This is a genomic window from Lunatibacter salilacus (genome assembly GCF_009797935.1).
GTDB classification, from domain to species: Bacteria; Bacteroidota; Bacteroidia; order Cytophagales; family Cyclobacteriaceae; genus Lunatibacter; species Lunatibacter salilacus.
The window spans coordinates 256023-282255 of the sequence record NZ_VOLC01000002.1 but is presented as its reverse complement, the minus strand read 5'-3'; the positions used below and the strand labels follow the sequence as shown (position 1 = coordinate 282255).

Annotated in this window: 19 protein-coding genes and 2 pseudogenes; 19 read left to right on the top strand and 2 right to left on the bottom strand. The window is 42.4% G+C overall.

Annotated elements, in window-relative coordinates; genetic code table 11:
- Nucleotides 1-376: 376 nt before the first annotated feature.
- The gene (locus tag FQ608_RS27400; protein WP_234364056.1) at nucleotides 377-499 is read right to left on the bottom strand and encodes a DUF433 domain-containing protein; all 123 of its coding nucleotides are present in this window, start codon (nucleotides 497-499) and stop codon (nucleotides 377-379) included.
- Nucleotides 500-671: 172 nt separating this feature from the next.
- On the opposite strand from FQ608_RS27400, the gene FQ608_RS03985 reads away from it, so the two are divergent.
- The 13 genes and pseudogenes from FQ608_RS03985 to FQ608_RS03925 all read left to right on the top strand — a co-directional run bounded on the left by FQ608_RS03985 (nucleotide 672) and on the right by FQ608_RS03925 (nucleotide 18280).
- Complete coding sequence (locus FQ608_RS03985) at nucleotides 672-1262, top strand: helix-turn-helix domain-containing protein (protein ID WP_158856506.1); 591 nt, start codon at nucleotides 672-674, stop codon at nucleotides 1260-1262.
- Nucleotides 1255-1593: a HepT-like ribonuclease domain-containing protein gene (locus FQ608_RS03980; RefSeq protein ID WP_158856505.1), complete on the top strand. Its 339-nt coding sequence runs from the start codon at nucleotides 1255-1257 to the stop codon at nucleotides 1591-1593. The genes FQ608_RS03985 and FQ608_RS03980 overlap by 8 nt, the downstream gene beginning before the upstream one ends.
- 482 nt (nucleotides 1594-2075) lie before the next feature.
- The gene (locus FQ608_RS03975) at nucleotides 2076-2672 is read left to right on the top strand and encodes an RNA polymerase sigma factor (protein WP_158856504.1); all 597 of its coding nucleotides are present in this window, start codon (nucleotides 2076-2078) and stop codon (nucleotides 2670-2672) included.
- A 156-nt stretch (nucleotides 2673-2828) separates the two neighbouring features.
- Nucleotides 2829-3983 (top strand): FecR family protein, encoded by a 1155-nt coding sequence (locus FQ608_RS03970; protein ID WP_158856503.1) that lies wholly within the window; start codon nucleotides 2829-2831, stop codon nucleotides 3981-3983.
- A 126-nt stretch (nucleotides 3984-4109) separates the two neighbouring features.
- Nucleotides 4110-7574: a SusC/RagA family TonB-linked outer membrane protein gene (locus tag FQ608_RS03965; RefSeq protein WP_234364055.1), complete on the top strand. Its 3465-nt coding sequence runs from the start codon at nucleotides 4110-4112 to the stop codon at nucleotides 7572-7574.
- A gap of 24 nt (nucleotides 7575-7598) precedes the next feature.
- Complete coding sequence (locus tag FQ608_RS03960; RefSeq protein ID WP_158856502.1) at nucleotides 7599-9137, top strand: RagB/SusD family nutrient uptake outer membrane protein; 1539 nt, start codon at nucleotides 7599-7601, stop codon at nucleotides 9135-9137.
- A 418-nt stretch (nucleotides 9138-9555) separates the two neighbouring features.
- Nucleotides 9556-9933: a hypothetical protein gene (locus FQ608_RS27190; protein WP_199856300.1), complete on the top strand. Its 378-nt coding sequence runs from the start codon at nucleotides 9556-9558 to the stop codon at nucleotides 9931-9933.
- Nucleotides 9934-10258: 325 nt separating this feature from the next.
- A complete protein-coding gene (locus tag FQ608_RS03950; protein ID WP_158856501.1) occupies nucleotides 10259-12019 on the top strand; it encodes a ThuA domain-containing protein in 1761 nt (586 codons plus the stop codon).
- Nucleotides 12020-12130: 111 nt separating this feature from the next.
- The gene (locus tag FQ608_RS03945) at nucleotides 12131-13570 is read left to right on the top strand and encodes a sulfatase (protein WP_158856500.1); all 1440 of its coding nucleotides are present in this window, start codon (nucleotides 12131-12133) and stop codon (nucleotides 13568-13570) included.
- The gene (locus FQ608_RS03940; protein WP_158856499.1) at nucleotides 13563-15602 is read left to right on the top strand and encodes a sulfatase-like hydrolase/transferase; all 2040 of its coding nucleotides are present in this window, start codon (nucleotides 13563-13565) and stop codon (nucleotides 15600-15602) included. The genes FQ608_RS03945 and FQ608_RS03940 overlap by 8 nt, the downstream gene beginning before the upstream one ends.
- A 335-nt stretch (nucleotides 15603-15937) precedes the next feature.
- Nucleotides 15938-16384, top strand: a pseudogene (locus FQ608_RS27990) (DUF7133 domain-containing protein); the annotation flags it as partial.
- Nucleotides 16385-16470: 86 nt separating this feature from the next.
- Nucleotides 16471-16818 (top strand): four helix bundle protein, encoded by a 348-nt coding sequence (locus FQ608_RS03930; RefSeq protein ID WP_158856498.1) that lies wholly within the window; start codon nucleotides 16471-16473, stop codon nucleotides 16816-16818.
- Nucleotides 16819-16846: 28 nt separating this feature from the next.
- Nucleotides 16847-18280, top strand: coding sequence for an arylsulfatase (locus FQ608_RS03925; RefSeq protein WP_158856497.1), 1434 nt, complete (start codon nucleotides 16847-16849; stop codon nucleotides 18278-18280).
- Between the two features lie 28 nt (nucleotides 18281-18308).
- Here FQ608_RS03925 and FQ608_RS03920 read toward each other — a convergent pair whose 3' ends face one another.
- A complete protein-coding gene (locus tag FQ608_RS03920) occupies nucleotides 18309-18536 on the bottom strand; it encodes a hypothetical protein (RefSeq protein WP_158856496.1) in 228 nt (75 codons plus the stop codon).
- Between the two features lie 44 nt (nucleotides 18537-18580).
- On the opposite strand from FQ608_RS03920, the gene FQ608_RS03915 reads away from it, so the two are divergent.
- From FQ608_RS03915 to FQ608_RS03895, 6 genes and pseudogenes are all read left to right on the top strand, one after another.
- Nucleotides 18581-19870 carry a mandelate racemase/muconate lactonizing enzyme family protein gene (locus tag FQ608_RS03915; RefSeq protein WP_158856495.1) on the top strand — a complete coding sequence of 430 codons (1290 nt, stop codon included), beginning with the start codon at nucleotides 18581-18583 and terminating at the stop codon, nucleotides 19868-19870.
- 114 nt (nucleotides 19871-19984) lie between these two features.
- A pseudogene (locus FQ608_RS27985) lies at nucleotides 19985-20086 on the top strand (sulfatase/phosphatase domain-containing protein); the annotation flags it as partial.
- A 59-nt stretch (nucleotides 20087-20145) separates the two neighbouring features.
- Nucleotides 20146-21480, top strand: coding sequence for a DUF1593 domain-containing protein (locus FQ608_RS03910; RefSeq protein ID WP_158856494.1), 1335 nt, complete (start codon nucleotides 20146-20148; stop codon nucleotides 21478-21480).
- Between the two features lie 58 nt (nucleotides 21481-21538).
- Nucleotides 21539-23026 (top strand): putative collagen-binding domain-containing protein, encoded by a 1488-nt coding sequence (locus FQ608_RS03905; protein WP_158856493.1) that lies wholly within the window; start codon nucleotides 21539-21541, stop codon nucleotides 23024-23026.
- Nucleotides 23019-24371, top strand: coding sequence for a hypothetical protein (locus tag FQ608_RS03900; protein ID WP_158856492.1), 1353 nt, complete (start codon nucleotides 23019-23021; stop codon nucleotides 24369-24371). Before FQ608_RS03905 ends, FQ608_RS03900 begins: the two co-directional genes overlap by 8 nt.
- 264 nt (nucleotides 24372-24635) lie before the next feature.
- Nucleotides 24636-26222, top strand: coding sequence for a sulfatase (locus FQ608_RS03895; RefSeq protein ID WP_158856491.1), 1587 nt, complete (start codon nucleotides 24636-24638; stop codon nucleotides 26220-26222).
- Nucleotides 26223-26233 lie beyond the last annotated feature (11 nt).

Genomic DNA, 26233 nt, shown 5'->3' with positions numbered 1-26233 from the left:
TCTTACAGTTCGATCCAGATTTTTACCATTGGAGAGGCGGTATAGGAAGCAGGCTATAAAAGGGGATATTTTGGGAAATGGCATTTGGGAAATGGGCCGGAGTTTCATCCCATTAACCGGGAATTCGGTGAAGCGCACGTTGGACAGGGTGACTACAAAGTGAAATTTGATGTACCAAGTGAACAATTCTCTGAAAAAATAAAATAAACACACTTTTTATTTGTATAATTTAGTTGAAATTAATTAAGGTATTTTGGATGAACTTTTCCAACAGCCTATCAGAATTTATTGGTGGCCATAAAAGACCATTTTGTTTTTATGGCATGACCGGTCTTCAATTGACTAACTTCTTTCAATAGCGGAAAATCCGCAAGGATTAACTCATACCGGAGGACAGCCATTGAAGTATATCAATAACGTCAATACGCGTACCATTAATAAAAGGATTTCCGAAACGGATACTCGGATCGATTACAATATGGGATGAAAATCGTTCCATGACGTAAAAGCGGGTAAAATTTCATTAATATCCAAGGAGGGAGGAGCTGCTGTGGATCCAGAAGGTACTGTATTTTAGGACCCATTTCAAACAGTTTTTAGAATTTTTTTGTATTTTTGACAATATTCTTCAAAAGAAAATAATTCAAAACTTTTACAAAAAAATCCAGTATATGGTTGGTTTAGGTGAAGCTATACGAAGACTACGGGAGGAAAAGGGTTTACCCCTGCGGACAGTTGCGGCATATCTCGATATTGACCAGGCAATTTTAAGCAAAATGGAAAGAGGAAAGCGCAACGCAAGCCGTGAACAGGTAATTAAACTTGCCGAGTATTTTAAGGTGAAAGAAAGAGAACTGCTTCTTTTGTGGCTATCTGACAAATTACTTTATGCGGTTGCGGAGGAAGCCTTAGGTTACGAAGCGTTGCAGGTAGCGGAGGAAAAACTTGGTTATATGTCCCGGACAAAACTTGGACTGCCAACACTTATATCCACAATAGAAAAAGTGTTGGAGAAGGACGGAAGAGTAGCCGCTGCCTGGCTATATGGCTCAATGGCATCGGAGGAAGCAAATCCGGAAAGCGATGTGGATCTAATAATCGAATTCAATACCAAGAAAAAATATTCCATGTTTGATCTTCTTGATATAGCCCATGCTATAGAGAATCAAATTGACCGAAAGGTGGACATTGTGGAAAAGGGGCAGTTGAGGGACTTTGTCTTGAGAACGGCATCGGACAGTTTATTGAAGATTTATGAATAAGCCTACACCCAAAGAGCGGCTTGAACATGTCCTTGAAGCGATAGGGTTAATCAGACAGTTTGTTGCCGGGGTGGACGAACTGGAATTTATGCAAAACAGCATGATTCAAAGTGCGGTGCAATATCAGTTTTTGGTTATAGGTGAAGCGGTTAGGCATATTGACGAGCGGATTTTAGCCAAGTATAATTATCCGTGGCATATTCCCCGCTCATTCAGGAATTTTATCATTCATGCCTATCATGGAATAAAAATGGAAAGAATTTACTTTGCCACTCAGGATCTGAATCCATTGGAAAACCAAATACAAAACATACTTAATAACGAATTTTAATACCATGCCAACACTCCATTTCAAAGGAAAAACAGCGTTTGGTTTTTGCCCTCAGGAAAAGGTTTTAAAGGAACTCAAAGAATATTTGATTGCTTTGGTTGAATTCAAAGCCAAATAATGGAGCAAGTAAAAGTTAGTGCATGAAAAGCTGATTTATTCGTCTGGGATAAAATTGTTCCATCATCTAAAAGTGGGTTAAATTTCACTAATTGCAAAGGAGGGAGGATTGGTTGTGTTTCCAGAAGGTAATATTTTTTTAGAAGCCAAATTAACGAAATTTTAAAAAAGTTTTCATATCGGCTTTTCCGGTGGCCTTACGAGTAAAAATTGGCTAAACTGCAAATCAACGAAATCGAAAAATCAAATTAATAAACGGTCAAGATGATGTATTTTTAGCCCTGAACGCCAAAAAACTCCCAATCCTTTTTAATTTTATTGATTTATACCTATTTTCGAAGGCAATAAACCCATAATACCTAATTATGTACAAGGACCGCCTCGCTGATAAACCAAATCATATCTTGGATGATATCCAAGTTTGGGATCAAATAAAGGCAGGTGAAAGGGCTGGAATGGAGGCCTTGTATATCAAATATGCCCAAGAACTTTTTCGGTTGGGCATGTCTATAAAAGGCGACCGAAGTCTGGTGAAGGATTGCATACAGGAGGTTTTTTTGAATTTATGGCAGTACCAGCATACGGTAAAAACCACAGATAATGTGAAACTTTATCTTTTCAAATGCCTCAGCAACAAAATCCATAAGGAAGTAGGAAAGGATAAGAAGCGTTATGGCAATTTGATCCCTGAAATGGAAGAGAATTTGGCATATGATCAGGGCCAAGAACAGGAAAACTCCATTGAAAAAAGGAAACGACTAGCGGAGGTCCTGAATTCCCTTCCGGCACGACAACATGAGGTGATCCAGTTGCTTTACTTTGAGAACCACTCCTATGAAAACACCTCTGCTATAATGGGCATTAATGTACAGTCGGTTTATACATTAGCATGGAAGGCCATTGCCAGTTTAAAAAAGGGCTTTGCACTGATCAGTATATTCTTTTTGGGTTTTTTTAGCTAAAAAGTATTTTCAAATTTTTATTCTTTTCGCACTAATTTTATAACTATCAAATAATTTTAAAGAGATTTTTAAAGTTTCTGTAAAAATGAAATTTTTTACGCAAATGATGGATAGATTTTTAACGTTCGGGACTTATGTGTGCGGATTAACGTTAAAATGGAGATTTCCAATTATACCGCAGAAGATTTTGTCTTAGACCCATCTTTTAAAAAATGGGTGTTGCAACCTAATGCAGCATCTAATCTTTATTGGGAGGATTTATTGGTAAAGAACCCCTCCAAATACAAAGAAGCCAAAGATGCCCGGGCAATCATTCTCCGCCTGAACACCAAGACCCAACCAAAAATGTCTGATAGGGAGATGTCGGACTTATGGAAGGATATTGATAGTAAAATGTCAGAGGTGGTTGGTTTGAAAGCCTCTTCAAAAGAAATAAAAGTGATTCCGCTAAATTCTTTGAGCACCTTGGAAAGAGGGGGGGCAAACCCACCCTCCGGATTTAAATTCCTAGACTCTTTTAGATTTAGGGTCGCTGGTATCCTCTTAATGGCCTTTAGTTTGGGATTTATGTACAGTTGGTTTTTCTCCGATGCTGTTATTCCAGAGGTAGATATACCTGTTGTAGCTATGGTAGAACACCGTACCGTACCGGGGGTAAAATCACACCTTACCTTGAGTGACGGATCGCAGGTCATCCTGAATTCAGGGAGTGAATTAAAGTATGTGAAGGATTTTGAAAAGGACAGGAGAGAGGTATATTTAAAAGGAGAGGCTTTTTTCAATATAGCAAAGGACAGTAATAGGCACTTCATCGTAATTTCCAAGGATACCAAAACCACGGCTTTAGGTACAAGCTTTAACGTCAGAGCTTATGAAGGGGAAACGCTGAACATTTCCCTGCTCACCGGGAAGGTAGCAGTAAACAGGGAGGGGGTTATGAAAGAAGCTGTTTTTCTAGATCCAGGAGAAGCTTTAAGAATTGACATGGAAAATGATCGCTTCGTCAAAACTGATTTTGACAGGGACTTGGTAATTGGATGGACCAAAAAATGGATCATTTTTCAGAAAACACCCTTAATAGAGGCTATTCGGGTACTTGAAAATTGGTATGGCGTTAAAATTCAAATAGCTAGGCAGCCCGGGGATCAGGTATTGCTCTCCGGACGATTTCAGGATGAAACATTGGAAAACGTGTTGGAAGGATTGAAATTCTCTGCCAGGTTTGACTTTGCAATAGATAAAGAAAATGTAAAAATAATATTTAAAGATGAAGATCAGACAGCCTATGATATGATAAAAACCCAAGAATAACAAAAAGCTGAGGATGCTCCAACATCCCCAGCCTAATTAATTACCGGAAAGTCTTACGAGGATAATTCCGGTACATGTTCATCTAAAACCATTCACCATAGTTTTAACAACAAACAAAGTAAAGGTATGAAAAATCTTGTACTCTACCATGTCATACGCATGACCAAACTATTTACTTACGCGTTTCTGATTCAATGTCTATCTATGAGTATTCTGTTTGCCTCGAACGGGAATGCCCAAGTCAAGGATATTGAAGAAGTATTGATATCCATTTCCCTGGAGGATACAAAAATTGAAAAGGCATTTTCCGCTATAGAGAAAATGACTGGATTCGTTTTTGTCTATACGGATAGGGAATTGAAGAATATACCAAAGGTCACCACAGAAAGAGAAACCCAAAGTGTTTATGAGTTGCTGTCTGTAATCGGGAAACAAACTGGACTCAATTTTAAACAGGTAAATCAGAATATTCATGTTAGGAATGGAATTGCACAATCCCAGCCGTTGGTGCAGGTTTCTGATCAAGAAGCATCAGTTTACATCAATATTTCCGGAACGGTAAGCGATGAAAATGGAGAGCCTATTCCAGGTGCAACTGTACTTATTGAGGGGACTAGTACTGGAACTGCCACGGATATTGACGGGAATTTTACTATAGACGCTCAAGAGGGAGCGGTACTTTTGATTTCGTTTATTGGATATCAATCTCAACGGGTAACTGTTGGTGCACAGTCTAATATTAATATCTCCCTTATAGAAGATCAATCTTCCTTGGATGAAGTGGTGGTAATTGGATATGGAACAACCAAAAGATCCGATTTGACTGGTGCAGTAGGTTCTGTCACCGAAGACCAGCTACGGGAACGGCCATCTACAACTCTTAATCAGGCATTATCAGGAAGGGTTACTGGAGTTCAAGTAAATATTAATTCAGGTCGTCCGGGAGGACGAACAAATGTCAGGATCAGAGGTTTCAGTTCCATTAATTCCTCAAATAACCCCTTGTATGTTATTGATGGAGTAATGATGCCTGTGAGTAATCAGGTCCAGGCTACACAGGCCATTGACTTCGTAAATCCAAATGACATTGTATCGGTGGAAGTATTGAAAGATGCTTCTTCTACAGCTATTTATGGCGCAAGGGGCGCCAATGGTGTAATTCTCATCACAACTAAAAGGGGGGAATCAGGGGAAGGTAAAATATCATATGATGCTGATTTCAGTGTAGCTGCTATTGGACCCAATAGACTTGAAGTATTAAATGTTAGAGAATTTATGGAAGTGGAGGATCTGGCATTCGAAAATATAAAGAAATATGATCCAGAGGGTTGGGAGGATGGACGGTATAATCATCTTAACCCAGCCATCGGTAGATCTGATCCAAGGCTATTTGACAGTAATGGCAACCCGATTTATGATACTGACTGGTTGAAAGAAGCCACTCATAACAAAATATCTCAAAATCACCAATTAGGATTTACTGGTGGAAATGAAAGAACCACTTACTCTTTATCCTTGGGTTATAGGGAAGATCAGGGGCTAATTAAAGAATCTTATCTCAAGAGGTATTCAGCTCGGTTTACTCTAGATGATCAAGTTAAAAAATGGCTAAGGATAGGGGGTACTTTGAGTTATAATAATCAGGACGAAAATATCGTTGATCAGGATTATCAGGTAATGAGGACAATGGCGGAGTCCTATCCGTTTCAGCCGGTAAAATATGAAGACGGGAATTGGGCTGACAATAGAGATTATCCTAATTCTCAGGGCAATTTCAGTACCCTTAGATATTTATACGAGCGAAAATACATTTTGACCACTCAGTCACTTATTGGAAGCCTTTATTCCAATATTAATTTGGCGAAAGGTTTGGAAATGCGTACTGTTCTTGGAGCGAATGTGATGACCCAAGAAAATAAACAATTCACAGGTAGAGGAATTGCGATCAACCAGCGTGGTACTTCCAATGTAAGCAACAGAAGGGAAAGTTTTTGGTCCTTGGAAAATTACCTTACCTATAATAAAACGTTTGGTGAAATTCATAAATTGACAGGTCTAATTGGCCTATCATGGCAGGAAACAAATTTTTTTAGCATGGTTTCGGGAATTCAGAATTTTCCTACAGATTTTTTTGAATTCAATAATATTGGTGCCGGAAGTACTAATCCTTTGTATGGATCTAATGCTTACAGGTTTGCATTCAATTCTTACTTTGGAAGGATTAATTACAGTATATATGACAAATATTTATTGACTCTCACCGGAAGGGTAGATGGTTCGTCAAAATTTGGTGAAAATCATAAATTCGCCTTTTTTCCTTCAATGGCTCTGGCTTGGAGAATATCTGAAGAAGATTTTCTTAAAAACAACGACGTCATTTATAATTTGAAACTCAGGGCCAGTTACGGCGTTACAGGAAATTCAGAAATACCCCCCTATTCCTCTTTGTCTATCCTGGGATCAGGCTATGCAGGTATCATTGGTAATCAACGTAGAGGTGGAACTGGAATTGGAAGATTGGCTAATCCAGATTTAAGGTGGGAGAAGACAGCACAAAGCGATATTGGAGTAGAAATTGGCCTGCTGAGAGGTAGGATATCCCTAGAGGCTGATCTGTATTACAGAAAAACGACTGACATGCTACTGGATGCCCCTGTTCCGCGAACAAGCAGTTATGCCACGATAAGGAAAAATGTTGGATCCATGGAAAATAAAGGATTCGAATTTGCCATTAATACCATCAACATTGAGGCTGGCGATTTTTCATGGAACACTGTTTTTAACATTTCCATGAACAGGAATAAAGTACTTACTTTGGCGACACCTTCTGATATTTTTGGAGTTGGTGGTCCTAATTTTACTAACCCTACCAATATCATTCGAGTAGGTGAGCCGGTAGGTTCATTTTGGGGCTTAGTAAGAGAAGGAATCTGGAGTGAGGCAGAACGGGATTTAGCAGCAAATTTCACGAGTTATAGAGGGGGTTTAACACTATTGCCCGGAGATATTAAATATCGAGATGTGAATGGTGACAATGCCATTACGGATGCTGATAGAATGATTATTGGAAATGGAAGTCCAGACGGTTGGGGAACTTTTCTAAATTCATTTCGATATAAAAACCTGGATTTAACTTTAGAACTTCAATATATGTATGGAAACGATGTCTTGGATATGACAAAACATACTATGGAAGATCGAATCGCTCTGGACAACAGTTATCGAACAGTTTTAGATGCGTGGACTCCTGAAAATCAAAACACTATGGTTCCTGAAATCCGACATTTGATGGCAGGGTATGTAACCAATGTAGATACCCGATGGATACAGGATGGTTCATTTATAAGAGGTAAAAACCTCCTATTGGGATATTCGCTACCGGAAAATCTTATAAGCCAGCGAAACATAAGTAGATTTAGATTATTTGCTTCACTGGAGAATTTCTTTTTAGTTACGAATTATACCAGCGGAGATCCAGAAGTTGCACCGATGTTTGGTGGGGATGGAAATAACATATTTTCCCAAGGGCAGAACTTTTTTGCCTATCCTAGGCCTAAGACATATCGCCTGGGTTTACAAATCGGTTTATAAATATACATCTAAAGGAATTTAATCATGAAGGCTATTAAAATTAAATACGAAAACCTGATATTCTGTGGATTACTTTTTTTCGTGTTGGGTTGTTCCGATTTTCTTGAGGAGCAAGACCCATCAAATTTAAATCCTGAAAGCTTCTATACCATTCCCGAACATGCGGAAGCGGCGATTATTGCTGCTTACACGGACCTTCGGTTTGTGGGTGGGGGTGCAGGTATATTTTCCTCAAACTGGCAGCTGCTTGAAGCAGTGACAGGTACATCCACAACTGAAACTGCACAGAATTCCGATCTCAATAATCTGTATGGCCTCATTTATGATGGACATAACCTGCATATCGTAAACTGGTGGAATGGTCTGTACCGGGTTGTGGGGCAAGCCAATCTCGTAATCGAAAATGTTCCGCAAATCGATATGGATCAAACCAGGAAAAATCAAATTTTGGGTGAAGCCCATTTTCTACGGGCCTGGGCTTATTTTCATGCAGTAAGGATGTGGGGTGATTTAGCCCTTATCACCAAACCGCAAACTGCTACCTCTGACGATTTCTATCCTGTCAGGTCATCCCAAGAAGAAGTATATAATTTGATTGTAGAGGATTTATTGATAGCGGAATCAGCAGGGTTACCTTGGATGGATGGAACGGGAAGGGTTTCACAAGCTGCGGCAAAAGCACTTTTATCCAAAGTTTATCTGACCATGGCTGGTTACCCTTTAAATAAGGGTATATCACATTACCAATTAGCGGCAGATAAATCGATGGAGATCATTGCTAACCCAGGGTCTATAAACCTTTTTGATAACTATGCAGATATCCGAAATGTAGCAACTGATAACACAATAGAAGATATATTTGAAATTCAATTTTTAGCAGATATTGCTGGAAACCCTTATCAACAACCCATGCTTCCGTATTATAAACCGATTTCAGCGGGTGCGGCAACAGGGATTGGAACAACAGTTCCTACAGAACAGTTTTTCCAATCCTACGAAACCGGAGATTTACGGGCTGAAAATCAAATGGGTTTCTTTTATACAAGTTATTTCCATTTTGGAAATGGCGATGTTTACGAGTTGGGAGGACCATATATTTTTAAACATTTTGATGTACTTGCCCACGGAAGGCCTGGGGTACCAGGGACAGGAAGAAGTGATCTGAATATGCCTCAAATTCGTTTCGCAGAAGTCCTATTAATTTATGCAGAAGCTCAAAACGAAGTCACCGGACCCAATCAAGGAGCGCATAACGCATTAAAGAGAATCCGGGATCGAGCTACGTTGGAAACTCCTACCCTAAATGGCTATACGCAAGAATCTTTTAGAGAAGATGTTTGGAGGGAACGGTGGCATGAATTGTGTTATGAAGGCATAACTTGGTTTGATATGGTGCGTTTAAGAAAAGCGTACAATAGTATCTCCAATGATTTTGACAATTTTGTAGGATATGTCCATTTAGGTTCCAACCAAGAATTTCAAGAAAAACACCTTTTGTTTCCTGTTCCTGTTCCCGAGCTTGTTAATAATCCCAATCTTGCTCCTCAGAACCCGGGCTATTAGGAACAAATTGTACCTTTCAAAATTTAGTTAATAACTGGTATTTTTCGATGCCTGTCCTACGAGTAAATAAATCAAAAAAAGCCCTCTCATGTGTTTTGAGGGCTTTTTTTATTGACGTTTAAAAAGTACCCCTAACCTGAGCCTTTGGTTTTTGAGTTAACTGAAGAGGCATCCCATTTCAATGCTACTCACCCGTTTTCGAAAAAAAATGAAAAGAAAAATTAAATCACATTGGTGTTTTTCATTATATCATCTCCTTACTTTTCTCGGTTATGTACGGTATTATTCATATTTCAGGGGAAGAGTGGGGCTGTATTACCTCGAATGAAGAATTTGAAAACTATAAATTGGTGGTTCAATTTAAGTGGGGAGGGGAACCCATGAACCCCGGCTGGAAAAACCAAGAAATAGCGGGATTTTGTTGCATCCACAAGGGAAAGACGGGAATTTTTCAGGTATTTGGATGAGTTCCGAATGTCAGATCATTGAAGGAGGTATCGGGGACTTTAAAGTGGTTGGAGACGGAACCGACCTATTTTTTACACTTAATCATCCGGATATTGTATTATACAGTGATTTTATCGAATCACCGATAGAGGGGGAATTGCCCGTTTATGAGGAGCTTTTTCTCCTAACAACTGATCCTAATGAATTATTGAACCTTGTTGATGACATTCAGTACAAAGGTCAACTTGAATTGATGCAGAAAGTCTGGGAATCCCAGATTAAGTTTGCCCAGAGGATCCTGACTTCCAATGGTATTTTCAAAATTGCCATATATTCACCCCGCCCGTGAACAATGCACGGGTATTGGTGTGGGGGAGTCAACCTTGGATTTCCGTGTTTTCTAGGGCAAATTACGCCTACGAATATTAAAACCAGCATAACCATGCGATTAAAAGGTAAAATTATTATCTTGACCGGCAGTACGACGGAATTGGAAATGTAATAGCCATCCGCTTTGCACATGAAGGGGCCAAGGTGGTAGTTCAAGGATCGGAACAAGATTTGGGAATGGTGGTACTCATGTAAAGTAGAGCAATATCTGCTTGTTGGCAGAAATGCCCCCAAAAGTAGTAGTACTAAAAAATAGAAATTTACCAAAATCAGAAACAGAAGATATGCCCAAATTACCTGCCTTTCCAAAAGCCTATATCCAGGCCCTATGCAACGATTATTCAGCTCGTTTTTTTCGCGTAACCCTACTGTTCGGGGCGCTAATCTTCTTCAGTTGCCAGGTTGGTCTGTTTGCCCAAGAAAATATCTCTGCATCCAAAGGCAAGGTTGATAATGACCTGACAAAGCCCATCCGCGTACTGGTCTGGGACGAACAGCAGCTTGAGCAGAAGAAGGTATATCCAGATTTCTTGGGCAACCATCTGGCGCAACACCTGCAGCAAAACCCCAACCTGCTTGTAACCTCGGCCAACCTCAATCAGCCCGGACAAGGACTTTCCAAGGAAGTTCTTGACGAGACGGATGTCCTTATCTGGTGGGGTCATGTGCAGCATGAGGATGTGCCCCAAGAAACGGCACAGGCGATCGTGGACCGGGTAAAGGAGGGACGGCTTTCATTGATTGCGCTGCACTCGGCGCATTGGGCCCTGCCTTTCCGCACTGCCATGGAGGAGCGCGCGATTCAGGATGTAGTTAACATGCTGCCAATCCGGGAACGGGACAAGGTCATTCCGGAGTTCATACAGTGGCGCAGCAACGTTATGCCGAGCCGCCGTGAGAGTCCGCGTTTTGATACCCGCCTTGAAAAGCGGCCAAATGGCCACTGGCATGTATTGCTGGAGCGGCCTACCAGCGTTTTTCCGGCCTGCTGCACTCCGATGCAGCCGAGCACGGTGCGGGTGCTGCTCCCCGAACATCCGATTGTTCAGGACGTGCCGGCCACGTTTACGCTCCCCGAAACAGAAATGTATGACGAGCCGTTCCACGTTCCGGCGCCTGATGAGGTTATTTTGCGTGAGACCTGGACCGGAGGAGAGTCCTTTCGGAGCGGCATGACCTGGAGACTGGGCCGCGGACACGTTTTTTACTTCCGGCCCGGCCACGAAACGTACCGGGTATTTACCGAACCTGAGCCGCTGAAGATCCTGGAGAACGCATGTCTCTATCTGGGTGGCGAGGTACAGGCAGAGGCTGAAATCAAGACCTTGAAAGGGCTACCTAAAAAGATGCTGGTGTTCTCCAAAACGTCGTGGTACCGGCACCCGGCCATCCCCATGATTAACGACCACCTTGTACACCTGGGTAATGTCTATGGCTTTGAGGTAGAGGTCACCGAAGATGCCGAAGACTTCACCGATGCGAAGCTCGCTGCGTACGATGTGGTACTGTTGATCAGCACAACCGATATTGGCAAGTCCCTGGATGCAACGCAGCAGGATGCGTTTATCCGGTGGTATAGGTCGGGAAAGGGTTTGGTAGCCATGCATGCAGCAGGCGTCCATCACGACACTTGGGATTGGTATAGCCAGCTTTTCGGAACTGATTTTGATAGCGATTCGGAGTATGTTCCCGCCCGGGTGGCGGTCGATCCGGCCGCCGGAAGCCATTGGCTGGTGCAGGGGCTGCCGGCAGCCTTTACGCTTGATGGGGATTGGCTGAACTTCAAGCGCAGTGTGCGCGGCCTTCCCGGGGTGACCGTCCTGCTGACCTTGGATGAAACTACGTATGACCCGGTCCGCCCTCAGTTCAAAAAAAGCGGAGGAAAACCAATGGGGAAAGACCATCCGATGGCGTGGGTGCGGGAGTTTGAAGGCGGGCGCTTTGCCTACACCATGATCGGGCATGATTTGCGGCCCCTGGAAACCCAATTTGGGGAGCAGCACCTGATGCGGATGATCCGGTGGGCAGCCGGGGCCAAAGAATAAATACCATGTGAGAGTGCTTGGCCTAAAGGAGCAAGATAGGGTATATCCAAACCTGTGAAACCACTATCTCTCCAATGATCGGTATCAAGTTACACCGTAGTTAGTAAAAAAATGAAAAGTTATAATACGGGGTTTTTTATTGTCTTTCTCCTAATTTCCAAGCTTCTTTCTTGCGAAGCTAAAAGTAAACCCAATATCATCCTAATCAATGTGGATGACCTAGGTTGGCGGGACTTGGGCTTTATGGGCAGCAACTATTATGAAACTCCAAACTTGGATAAACTTGCAGGCGAGGGCATAGTTTTTTACCATGCCTATGCCGCTGCTGCAAACTGTGCCCCAAGCAGGGCCTGTATGATGAGTGGCATGAATACCCCTAAACACGGGGTGTATACGGTGGATGATTCCGAGAGAGGTAATGCAAAGACCCGTAAAATTATTCCCACACCAAACAGGGATTTTCTACCGGATTCGATCTACACCCTGGCAATGATGCTAAAGGATAATGGATATAAAAATGGGACTTTCGGAAAGTGGCACATCAACAAAGACCCGTTGCAACATGGCTTCCATGTCAATGTTGGTGGAAGTTATCACGGAAATCCAGGTCGGAAGGGATATTTTAGTCCGTATAAAATTGATTTTATAGAAAATGGACCAGATGGCGAATATCTTACCGACAGACTGACCACTGAAGCCATTAAATTCGTGGAGGAAAACAAGGGGAACCCATTTTTTCTCTACCTTCCATTTTATTCCGTTCATACACCCATTATGGGTAAAAAGGAGCTTGTTGAAAAGTTTGAAAATAAGCCGGGTTCCGGAGGGCAGGACCGAGCGGATTATGCGGCCATGGTAGCCTCCGTCGATGAAAATATCGGAAAGTTGTTGGGGGTGTTGGATGAGTTAAACCTTACGGAAAACACATTTTTGATTTTCACTTCTGATAACGGGGGTATCCGTGACATTTCTTACCAAACTCCCCTGAGGGCAGGAAAGGGATCTTACTATGAAGGCGGTATCCGGGTGCCTTTGATTGTGCGTTGGCCCGGTAATATACCTGCGGGAAGTAAATCCGATTTTCCGGTAACACAGATGGATTTTTATCCTACCATTCGAAGTATTGTAGGCGGAGAACAACGACCGGAAGACGTTATGGACGGTTGGGATATCAGTCCCCTGTTCCGTCAGGAAGCCATGGATGAACGGCCGCTCTTTTGGCATTTCCCCATTTACCTTCAGGCGTATAATCCGAAGGAAGATGATGGTAAAGACCCCTTGTTCAGAACCCGCCCCGGATCGGTGGTCAGAAAGGGGAAATGGAAACTGCATCATTATTTCGAGGATGGTGATTACGAGCTTTATGACCTGGAGGAAGATCCGGGAGAAATAGATAACCTAGCTGAAAGTCAACTAGAAATTAGGGACCGCATGATTGGAATGCTCAATAATTGGAGAGAGGGAGTCAATGCCCCTGTCCCGAGCCAGAGGAATCCACTTTATGACAAAGAATTTGAAATAAACCTGATAAATGAAAGCCTTAATGAATAAGATACCTATCTTAATAATTCTGATAATATTTACTGGCCTCTCGGTTTCCAACTACGTGTTTGGAAAAAGCGTAGTCGCTAAAAAACCCAATATAATTTTTATCCTTACCGATGATTTGGGTTATGGTGATTTGGGTATTTTATTCCAAAATCAGCGTAAGGCAGCCGGTAAACCTTACCACAGTACCCCCAACCTGGACAGAATCGCTTCCGAGGGAATGATTTTGACAAGACATTATGCGCCGGCACCGGTTTGTGCCCCCTCCAGGGCAACGCTTCTGCTTGGCTTACATCAAGGTCATGCCGAAATCCGGAACAACCAATTCGACAAAGCCCTCCCCGACAACCATAACTTGGCTACCGTACTTAAGGAAGCCGGCTACGCAACGGCATTAATAGGCAAATATGGACTTCAGGGGTTGGAAGGAACAAGTCCGGCAACATGGGAAGCCTATCCGACCAAAAGAGGTTTTGACTATTTCTTCGGTTATGTACGGCATCGGGATGGTCACAATCACTACCCCGCCCACCATGTGGCTGATCGGGGACCGATGGAGTTATATGATGGCAATACGGAAATATCCGGCAATTTGGCGGGATGTTATACCACTGACCTATTTACCGCAAGGGCAAAAAAATACATTCAAGACCATAAAAATGCAAATAATGACCAACCCTTTTTCATGTACCTCGCCTATGATACTCCACATGCAGGCTTGGAGGTTCCCAGCATGTCCTATCCTTCGGGAGGTGGAATAAGTGGTGGTTTGCAATACATCGGAGAAAAAGGAAATTTCATCAATACGGCACAGGGTGAGGTTGACAGCTTTATTCATCCTGAATATAGAAACGAGAATTGGCCGGAAGTCCAACAACGCCACGCCAGCATGGTTCGGCGTATCGACAATGCGGTGGGAGATCTGGTTCAACTGCTACAAGATTTGGCCATTGACGGGGAAACCCTCATCGTATTTACCTCGGACAACGGACCTCACTTGGAATCCTACGGATATGGGAATTATGCCCCTACTTTTTTTGAAAGCTTCGCCAATATGGACGGCACCAAAAGGGATACCTGGGAAGGAGGAATCCGGGTTCCAACCCTGGTAAGGTGGCCGGGAAAAATTAAAAAATCCACCCAAAATGATACTCCCAGCGGATTCCATGACTGGCTGCCGACATTTGCGGAGGTAGGTGGTGTCCCCGCCCCCGCCAATACAGATGGAAGATCACTTTGGCCCATCTTATCGGGAAACGCCAATATCCAAGGAGGAAAGGTTTACATCGAATACTTCAACAATACCAATACTTCTAACTATGAAAGCTTTCTTGAATCCCGAAGAGGGCAAAAAAGGGGAGAAATGCAGGTTTTATATTTGGATGGTTATAAAGGAATACGGTACAATATTTCATCCCATGAAGATGATTTCAATATTTTTGACACAAAAAACGATCCCGGCGAATTAAACAATCTTGCCGGTACAAATGAAGAGTTCGTTACGCTTCAAAATGAAATGAAAAATTCCGTTTTGCGCTGGAGAAGGTATAATGCCTCAGCAGAACGGCCTTATGACAATGAGCCTGTTCCTGCCGTGGTACCTGAAAGAGAAGTGGCGGAAGGTATTAAGGTTTCCAAATACAAAGTAAATTCCCCATGGGTGCCTTATATCAATACGGGGTTGGAAGCACCGAAAGAGAGTGTTGTATTATCCAAAATTGAAGCTATCCCCAGGGGAAATGAAAATAATGTTTTGGTTTATGAAGGGTTTTTAAAAGTGGAGAATACCGGAGAATACGAAATCAGTTTCCAAACCAACGGAGGGTTAGTGATGCATGTCCATGAGGCTTTGATCATAGATGATGATCATGCAAAATTGGCCAAAGGGGTAGGTACTTCGGAAATAATCTTGGAAAAAGGGTTTCATCCGATTAAAATAGTTACAAAACTATTGGACAATAATGAAGCCCCAAAGTTGGAGCTAACCTGGTCTGGACCGGGCTTTCAAAATAAATACTTGGCTGTTTATCATTAGGACGAAAATCAAGTTTAACCGCAAAGGCCGCTAAGAATCCGCAGAGGGCGCAATGAAAAAGTGAGTAATGCAACCAAAAAATACTTAGCACCCTTTGGAGCAATGCAAGGCGTGTGTTTGTAAAAAGCACTTATTGATGGCTACCATTCCGTTTACGAATATATTATAGGTTGTCTTTCCTTTTGTGGATAAATTGCCCAAATATCTAAACCTAATATATTTTGTATTTAAATTGAAGGTTAAGATTTATTCTGCATTTTAAATTTATTTCAAACACAATAAAAAATTTGGTCAAATTGAAAAGTACAGTGGCCGGGATATTGTTTTCGGCAATTATGACCACCATAATCATCGGCTGCAAAGAATCACCGGTAGAGGAGGAATTTTCCTTGGGTGAGAAATACTACTCCGATAGTACACAACTGTATTTGCCGGAAGATTTGGAGGCTACCTTATGGGCAGAATCCCCCCAATTCTTTAACCCTACAAAAATGGATGTAGATGCAAGAGGCAGGATATGGGTAACTGAAGCTGTAAATTATAGATTGTTCCGCAATGATTCCGAAAACTTCAAAACCCATGAGAAAGGAGACCGTGTGGTTATTCTCGAAGATAAAGACGGTGATGGCATAGCTGAGAGCTCCAAGGGATTTGTGCAGGACAAGGATCTGACCGCACCCTTGGGTATATCAGTAATTGGCAATAAAATCATCGTTTCCAGCGGACCTTCCATAATAGTTTATACCGATGAAAACGGCGATGACAAACCCGATAAAATAGAACCCGGTAGTAAATCCGATTTTCCCGTCACTCATGTGGATTTTTATCCGACGACAAGAAGTATAATTGAAGCAGAAAGATCTATAGAATGGCGATTCAAAAATTTGAGGATATAGTTGCTTGGCAGAAAGCACAGGATTTAGCCGTAGAAATTTATGCGGTTTTTCGGACCACGAAGGATTTTGGATTTAGAGACCAAATTTGTAGGGCAGTGGTTTCTGTTTCCAATAACATTGCGGAAGGGTTTGACAGAAGCTCTCCTGCCGATTTTAAACGGTTTTTATACATAGCAATAGCCTCCTGTAGCGAAGTAAAATCGATGCTACACCTAGCCGAAAAACTAACCTACATTTCTGTTGAGCAAAAGGAAAATCTTATAATGAAGGCAGATGAAGTTTCAAAAATAATCCGTGGACTTATCAAATCTTTAACTTAAAAAACTTATCACTTACCACTTAAGCCTTATGCCTCAAAAATCCCTACACCTCAAAATCGCTCCACTATCCAATTACTTATTTCTGGGCCTGATTACACTTTCATTAGCAACTTCCTGTCATCAAAGTGAGGATACAATAAATACAACACATCCAAATATCATCTACATCATGGCGGATGATCTAGGCTATGGGGATGTGGGTTTCAATGGACAGGAGCATATTCAAACGCCTAATATCGACCGTTTGGCAACAGAGGGAATGGTTTTCACACAGCACTATGCGGGCTCTACGGTTTGTGGCCCATCGAGGTCAGTACTCTTAACCGGGCAACACACCGGGAGAACAAGGGTTAGAGGCAATCCCACTTGGACCCAGAGCGGCAATCCTGTTGACCTGCAACCCCAAGACATTACCATCGGCAAAGAACTGAAAAGAGCAGGCTATGTCAACGGCATTATCGGTAAGTGGGGCATGGATGAAACCTTTACCACCGGGCATCCCCTCGACCAAGGCTTCGACTATTTCTATGGATATAGAACCCATGTGGAGGCGCACCACTATTACCCGGAATTTGTATGGAGAAACCGGGATAAGGTGCTGCTGGAGGGTAATGTAACCGATCAGAAAATTGGACAATATACCCATGATTTATTCACGGAAGAATCCCTCAACTTTATCAAAGCCAATCAAGATACGTCCTTTTTTCTGATGTTGTCATACACTGTCCCCCATTACGAACTTACCGTACCGGAAGATTCAAAATTGCCCTATTTGGAAAAGGGATGGCCTGAAAGGCAGATGAAAGCAGGACACTACCACCATGATGAGGAAGGGAATGTCACCTATGCCGGCATGGTTTCAAGACTGGATCGGGATGTCGGCAGAGTCTTGGATTTATTGAAAGAATTGGGTTTGGAGGAAAATACGCTGGTAATTTTTACAAGTGACAATGGTCCGGTATATGATAATGGGTTTTTTAACAGCAACGGTGGATTTAGAGGAATGAAAAGAGACTTGTATGAAGGGGGAATCCGGGTTCCTTTTATTGCCAAGTGGACGGATAAAATTGAAGCAGGATCAAGGTCAGACCATGTTTCCGCATTTTGGGATTTTTTGCCTACTGTCTGCGAATTGGCCGGATTACAACCCGAAGCTGTCTCTACAGGGATTTCCTACTTGCCGACCTTATTGGGTGACAAAGGAAGTCAGCAGGAACACGACTATCTCTACTGGGAGTTTAATGAGGCCGAGGGTCCGATCCAAGCCGTTCGCAGTGGTGAATGGAAGATTGTAAAGAAATTTGAGTCATCGGTCGAACTTTATGATTTGGAAAAAGACCCCTTAGAAAGTAAAAATTTAGCCGCTAACTTCCCCCAAGTCCTGCACAAGTTGACTGGTATGTTAGACAATGCAAGGACAGAACATGATGAATTTCCGTTAAAAAAGATCAAAAGAGAATAGCTAAATTCGATTGGAACGATCAACATCATCAAGCAAATATATCCCGGCAATAGATTACTCCCACCAACCTTCCTCCATAAAAACCTGGCAATATGCCTTTGGACAACAATGGTTGTTTTATAAAGTATGGGGCAGGTTGTTGTACCAGCCGGATGCTTCGGATGATATTTTCAGCAGTGCTTTCGATTCCAGGTATGGTCAGGGTATAGGGGAAAACCTTTTCCCTCAGCCCCCAAGTTACACGGGATATTGACATTGCCAAAAAATCTATCTTCGAGCCTTCAACCCAAAATAGAAATTATGAAAAACAATAGACGAAAATTTATTTCCAATGCGATGCTGGGTGGTTTGTCAGCATCATCATTAGGCCTATCCTCTTGCGCAAATGATTTAAAAGATGATTCCGGGACTAATTTAATCTCCAAATATGCAAGGCTTGATGAGATATTGAATACGCCAATATTAAAAAAAGAATTGTTTACTACTCCAATTATAATAGAAACTTTGGAGCTGTTACGATCTGAGAACAGCTTTATTTGCCGGGTTCGTTCCCAGGATGGGGCAGAGGGAATATCGGTGGGTCATGCAGAACTCAGCGTACTTTGGCCAATGTTTGTTACTAATCTGCAGCCTTTTTTCATTGGTCAGGATGCCCGGGAACTGGATCTTATTTTAGAGAGGGTATATTATTATAAGTTTAATTTTAGGTATAATGGAAGGTCTCTCGGCATTCCACTGGCAACCATTGAATTTGCAATACTTGACATGCTGGGGAAAATTTCCAATAAGTCCATGGGACAGCTTATTGGCGATATTCATAATACAGAAGTTCCAGTGTATATGGCTACTGAATTCCGTCATTTACCCCTTGAGGAACATTTTGAAAAAATCAAGGAAACGGTGGCTCAATATGATGTAAACGCAGTAAAAATCAAAATTGGATACCTTCATGCGGGGACCACGGATATAAATTATGCGGGGTTGCCCGGAAAGTCGGAAAAATTGATCCCGATGGTACGCGAACATTATGGCAGTGATTTTTCTCTTTATGCGGATTCAAATGGGTATTATGACGTGGAGGGAGCCATAAAAATCGGAAGACTGTTGGAAGAGTACGAGTTTAGTTACTTCGAGGAACCTGTTTTATACTGGCATTTTGAAGACATCAAAGCCGTTTCCGATGCTCTTACTATACCCATTGCGAATGGTGAGCAGGACCAAAGCTTTTACAATTTTCGCTGGCTTATTGCCAATGATGGTCTTGAAATCGTCCAACCCGATAACTATTATTTCGGAGGATATATCCGTTCCATGAAAGTTGCCTTGATGGCAGATGCATTTGGAAAAACCTGTGTTCCCCACATGTCAGGGGGAGGGCTGGGTTATCTTTATGACATTCATTTTGTTTCCGCCATTCCCAATGCCGGTCCTCATCACGAAACCCATGGCTTGGGTACCCATGTGCCATTTGAATGCCCAACATCACCCTTAAAAGTAGAAGATGGAAAAATTAAAGTACCTACCGGCCCAGGATTGGGCATTACAATCGATCCGGACTTTATTAAGAAGCACCAAATTGTTAAGATTTAGAAAGCATATCAGGGAGTGGAGAAGGTGCTGGATAACCTGGATGAATCCGGATTGGCAAAGAATACCATCGTGGTATATACCTCCTACTAGAGACTTTACCGGGGTGAACATGGGTGGTTTTACAAGCGCTTTATGGATGAAGAATCTTTTCGAAGCGCGTTAGTTATGCGGTATCCACCGGTAATTAAAGCCGGAAAATGGGTAAGTAAAATTTAGTGCGCACAGTTGAATGAGTATACGCATTGATAAATAGTTTCAATACTAAAAAATTAACGATGATCCCCAAGTACCAACTTCTATATATCTTTTTATTTTTCAACTTCCCTGTTTTAGCTCAGGAGAAACCCCAAGTAATCGTTCTCACAGACATCGGTGGCGACACGGATGATGAACAAAGCCTGTCGAGGTTCTTGCACTATGCCGACCACTTTGACATAAAAGGACTCTGTGCCACCAGCAGGATGGGCCATGGGCAGGATATCAAACCAGAGCTTATCCACGCACAAATACAGGCATATAGGGAAGTCTACCCCAATCTTATCCTTCATTCGGAAGGTTTTCCCAGTCCCGATTTTCTTGAAACCCTCGTCAAAGAGGGTCAAGGCAACCACAAAGAATTGGGAGAAGGATGGGATACGGAAGCCTCTGAACATATCATAAAGGTGGTGGATGGTACCCAAAGTATTGTTCACATACCTGTTTGGGGTGGTCTGAGAGAATTGGCCCAAGCACTCTGGAAGGTAAAGCAAAACAGAAGTGAAGAGGAATTGAAATCGTTCTCAAAAAAAATTCAAGTGCATGCCATCGGTGACCAGGATCGGCACAGGGACTATATCTTAAATGAATTCAAGGATGTAACTTTTATTGCCAACGGTTTTGCTTGGTATGGGTTTACCGGAGTAAGGGAGTTATCCGCATTCAGGGGCATGTATATGACCGGAGATGTCAGTAAACAAAATGCGGAATGGGTCAAATCAAACATTCATATTAGCCCATTGGGAGAAAAATACCAGTTGCACGGCCACGGAACGGATGGTATGAAAGAAGGTGATACCCCTTCCTTTTTGGGATTGATTGCCAATGGATTAAACGTGCCTGAAAAGCCGGAATACGGGGGATGGGGAGGAAGGTACAGGCTGTTGAGGAATTCCTTATACATTGATGTGCCGGATTTTTTGAAAGGGACACTTAATGAAAGGCACACAGTGGCCCGATGGAGGCCTGCCTTCCAGAATGACTTTATGGCCAGGGTTAAATGGGGAATTGTACCTTATGAAGACGCCAACCATAATCCCATTATTATTTTGAATGGCTCAGCAGATAAAGAACCCCTATATCTTAAGAAATCCAACGGGGAAATCTTAGAATTAGACGCATCTTCAAGTCATGATCCTGATGGAGATGATTTACATTTTGATTGGTATGTATATGAGGAAATTCACAAACCGAAAACGCTCATTTTGTTTGAAGCGGAAGAAGGGGGAAAAGTAAGATTTAAAGTTCCTGATATTCACAACGGAGAAAGTATCCATATAATCTTGGAGGTAACTGACAATGGAACACCCGCTTTAACCTCCTACAAGCGGATAGTAATCTCCTCCGAAAAATAATTTTATGTTCCCTTGCGGCATTTAATCGAGACGACTCAATTCAGATAAACCCATCACCATGAACAACACATATAACGAAAAAGAGAATCTAGGTAAGAGAAGACCTATAAAAACAAGCACAAGGCTAACTGAATATGTCTTACTACTGTTTTGTCTTTTGGTAACCTCAAGTTGTGCCCAGAAGGAAAGCCAGAAAGAAAACATAGCGGAAAATCAGCAAACAGGAATCCGGCCATGGTCGGAAAATCCCAGCTATTGGGAATACAATGGACTGCCTGTCATATTGTTGGGAGCCACAGATAATGACAACCTGTTTCAAAACAACAACCTGAAAACCCATCTGGACAGTCTGGCAGATATAGGTGGGAACTATGTCCGAAATACCATGAGTGATAGAGATGAAGGTGATTTAAAAGCATTTAACAAAAACGAAGAAGGGAAGTATGATCTAAGAGGATGGAATCCAGCGTATTGGGAAAAATTCGAAAATCTTTTGAAATGGGCAGAAGAAAGGGATATCATTGTACAAATAGAGATATGGGACCGTTTTGATCATGCAAGGGAGGAATGGAAAACTGATCCCTATAATCCAAAAAACAATGTGAATTATACCTATGAGGAAGCTAATTTAGATAGCCTGTACCCTGATCATCCCGGCAGCAACAAGCAGCCTTTCTTTTTTACCGTCCCAAGCCTTCAGGACAACAAGGTACTTTTACCCTATCAGGAAGCTTTTGTGAAAAAATTGCTTTCCATTTCCCTAAACTTCGACAATGTTCTTTATTGCATAGACAATGAAACCAAAGGGGTAGAAGAGTGGGCGGTTTTTTGGGCGGATTTTATTCATCAAAATGCGGGGAAGAAACAGGTTTACCTGACTCAGATGTGGGATGATTGGGATATTAAATCGGATATGCACAAAAGAACTTTGGACCATACAGACCGATACCAATATATAGATATGTCCCAGAACAGTCACAATACTGGTCAACTGAATTGGGACAATGCCCAATATATTTTTGATTATATCAAAGACAAGCCAAGGCCAGTAAACAGTACAAAAATCTATGGCAGTCAGACCAGTCCATGGATTAACAGGGGGATTAATGACGAACATGCTATACAGACATTTTTCCGGAATGTGCTGGGTGGTTTTGCCAGCAGCCGTTTTCATCGGCCTCCAGCAGGCTTGGGATTAAATAATGAATCTATTAAGGCGATTAAGGTCATTCGGAAACTGGAAGAGAAAGTACACATGTGGGAAATTGTCCCCCGGATGGACCTGTTGTCGGAAAATGAACCCAATGAGGCTTATCTGGCAGCAAAAGAAGGGGAAAAATACGTGCTCTACTTTCCCCATGAAGGGGAGGTTAATTTGGACCTAAAAAAAGGCACGGATGATTTTGAATTGTATTGGTTGGATGTTGCCAATGGAGAATGGATAAGCAAAGAATTAGTTTCAAGTGGAGGAAAATTGACCCTTGTTCCACCCATTGACACAGGAAGCTTTGTGGTAATTTTAAAAAAATTATTGAAGCATGAATAATTTTAAACATATTTTTATTGCTGTAGTAGTTTTATCTGTGATTATTAGTGGGTCATGTCAATCACCGGAAAAGCGGGATAACCTTACTCAGGTCAGCATAGATGGTGACAAATGGTTGATTAATGGAGAAATTACCAACCCCGGTTCACCTGCAGCCGGTTTGTTGATGAATGTAAGGATGGTCAATGCAGTTTTTGAGGACCGGGGAAATGGCTGGAAAAAACAAGTGGATGCCTTTGATCCGGATGAAAACACCCAAACATTTATCAACCATATTCCCGAATATGTGGAGCTCGGTGTGAATGCCTTTGTCATTTCGCTTCAGGGAGGTTTACCAGGGTATGAGGGGGCCATCAATACCGCTTTTGAACCGGATGGAAAACTTAGGAATTCTTACCTGGATAGGGTAGCCAAAGTGATTAGGGAAGCAGATAAACACGATGCGGCAATTATCCTTTCCTGTTTTTACCAAAGGCAGCGGGACCATGAATATGCGTTGGGAAATAAGCAGGCCATTATTGAAGCTGTCCGAAATACGGCCAATTGGATTGCCGAGGAGGGATTTACCAATGTAGTATTGGAAATTGCCAATGAATACCCACATGGCGGTTACAAGGGATGGCCGGACAGTGATTGGTTGGTAAGCGAGGGAGGACAGGTCGAACTGATGAAAGCAGCCAAAGCAGTCCATCCTAATTTGTTAGTAAGTACCAGTGGTCTTGGTCATGGCAGATTTCCCGAAGAATTGGTATCCGTTGCGGATTTTCTGCTGATTCATTTCAATAATACAGCGCTGGAAGATTATGCGGAAAAAATCAACCCATTGAAAAAATACGGCAAACCAATTGTTTGTAATGAGGATGATAAAATTGGCAAGGAGGGGGCTGCTGCTTTGGCTTATTCAGTATTGCATGGTGCCGGATGGGGTTTTATGGAAAGTGGCGTAAACCAGCACATTCCTTTTGAATTCAAGGGCGAATCCGACGATCCGGAAGTATATAATATGTTTAAAAGCATGTCAACTCCCGGTTATCAATTGGATAGAGCAATGTTGGAGCAAGCTTCCGTCACCATTGTTTATCCGAATGATGGTAACGTTTTTAAGGAAGGAAATCCATTGACTATCAAATTTTCCCACCTATTTCAAGATACTACCACTATATCTAAGCTGGTGCTAATGGCTAATGACAAGCAAATACCGCTGGAAAATAACCGAAAATCGCTGGAATGGAAACCTGAAGCAGCAGGTGCTTATTATCTTAGAATCGTCGTATACGATGAACAAGGGGAGGTTATGTACCAATCCGCACCTGTTGATATAGAAGTAAGTCCTTTGACAGAGTAGATTATACGCAAAATGAACAACAGTAATATTGTAATTAGTTGAGGACCCCACCTGATTAACGATTGCGTCATTCATTATATGTATTGGTAATCTGATACTACTAAAGAACTCATTGACTCGTACCTGAAAAGCTTGTATCAGATTTATAAAATCTTTAATTTAATTTTTAGCTATCCAAAAATTTTATTAATTGCCTGATTCAGTTTTTATTTGTACCAAAGAACTCTGTCCTGACGGAATTATTTATCAAAAGTGAAACAACCAATGACCATAAAAACCACGTTAATCCTGTTCTCTGCCTTTCTGATGGCTTCCTGTCAGCAGGAGCAGGAGGATAAGGAACAACAAAAAAAGCCCAATATCCTCTTTATCCTCGCCGATGACCTCGGATACCATGACCTGAGTTGCATGGGCAGTGCCTATTACGAAACGCCCCATATCGACCGAATAGCGGGTGAAGGCATGATCTTTACCAATGGCTATGCCACCTGCCAGGTTTGCAGCCCCTCAAGGGCCAGTTTGATGTCGGGGAAGTTCCCGGCGCGGCACGGAATCACTGATTGGATAGGAGCCAAAACCGGGGAAGCCTGGCGGGAGGCCGGAAGATTCAATAAACTATTGCCTCCGCCGAACAAGGACCACTTGGACTTGGATTATACAATTTTACCTGAGGCCATGAAAGCTGCTGGATATAAGACCTTTTTCGCCGGAAAATGGCATTTGGGAGGAGAAGGCTCACTGCCCGAAGACCATGGCTTTGACATCAACAAAGGTGGCTGGGACAAGGGCAGTCCGATGGGCGGATACTATGCGCCATGGGAAAACCCCTATCTCGAAAGTGGCCCTGACGGGGAAAGCCTGACGATGCGGTTGGCCAATGAAACTGCAGCTTTTATCAAAGACCATAAAGACGAACCGTTTTTTGCCTTTCTTTCTTTTTACGCCGTTCATGGTCCTATCCAAACCACTAAGGAAAAATGGGCAAAATACAGGGACAAAGCTGAGGAAATGGGTATTGCTGAAAGTGGTTTCGAAATGGGACATTTCCTTCCCATAAGGCAGGTACAGGACAATCCTGTTTATGGTGGTTTGGTGGAAACTATGGATGATGCGGTAGGAGTGGTCATGAAAACCCTTGAGGAACTTGGATTGGATAAAAACACCATTGTAATATTTACTTCAGACAATGGCGGGGTTTCTGCCGGAGATGCCTTTGCTACTTCCAATCTTCCCTTGCGTGGGGGTAAGGGGTATCAATTTGAAGGGGGAATTCTGGAGCCCTATTTTATTAAAACGCCTTGGTTGGACAACGCCGGAAAAACATCTGATGTGCCCGTAACGGGAACGGATTTTTACCCCACACTGCTTGAGCTGGTGGGTGCCGATTTGAAACCCGAAGAACACCAAGATGGCGTCAGTCTCGTACCGCTGCTCCGCGGCGGTACCATCGAGGAAAGGCCACTTTTCTGGCATTATCCCCATTATGGCAATCAGGGAGGGGAGCCTTCCTCCATCATTCGGCTGGGGGAATGGAAACTGATTCATTATTATAAAGACGGCCGCGAAGAATTGTACAACCTGGAAAGGGACTTGGAAGAAACTACCGATGTGGCTGGAGATAACACGGCTTTAGTAACACAACTCAGTGATCAACTATTTGGCTACCTGAATGAGGTGGGAGCCTTGTTTCCGGAAAAAGACCCTATGTATGATGAAGCGAAGGAAAAACAATACTTGGAAAGAGTGGTGAATGTCCGCTGGCCAGCCCTGGAAAAACAGCGGATGGATTTCCTTTCCAAGGATTTTGATCCCGGTAATGACTGGTGGGGAAGTGATGTAGAAACCCCATAAAATTCAATTTA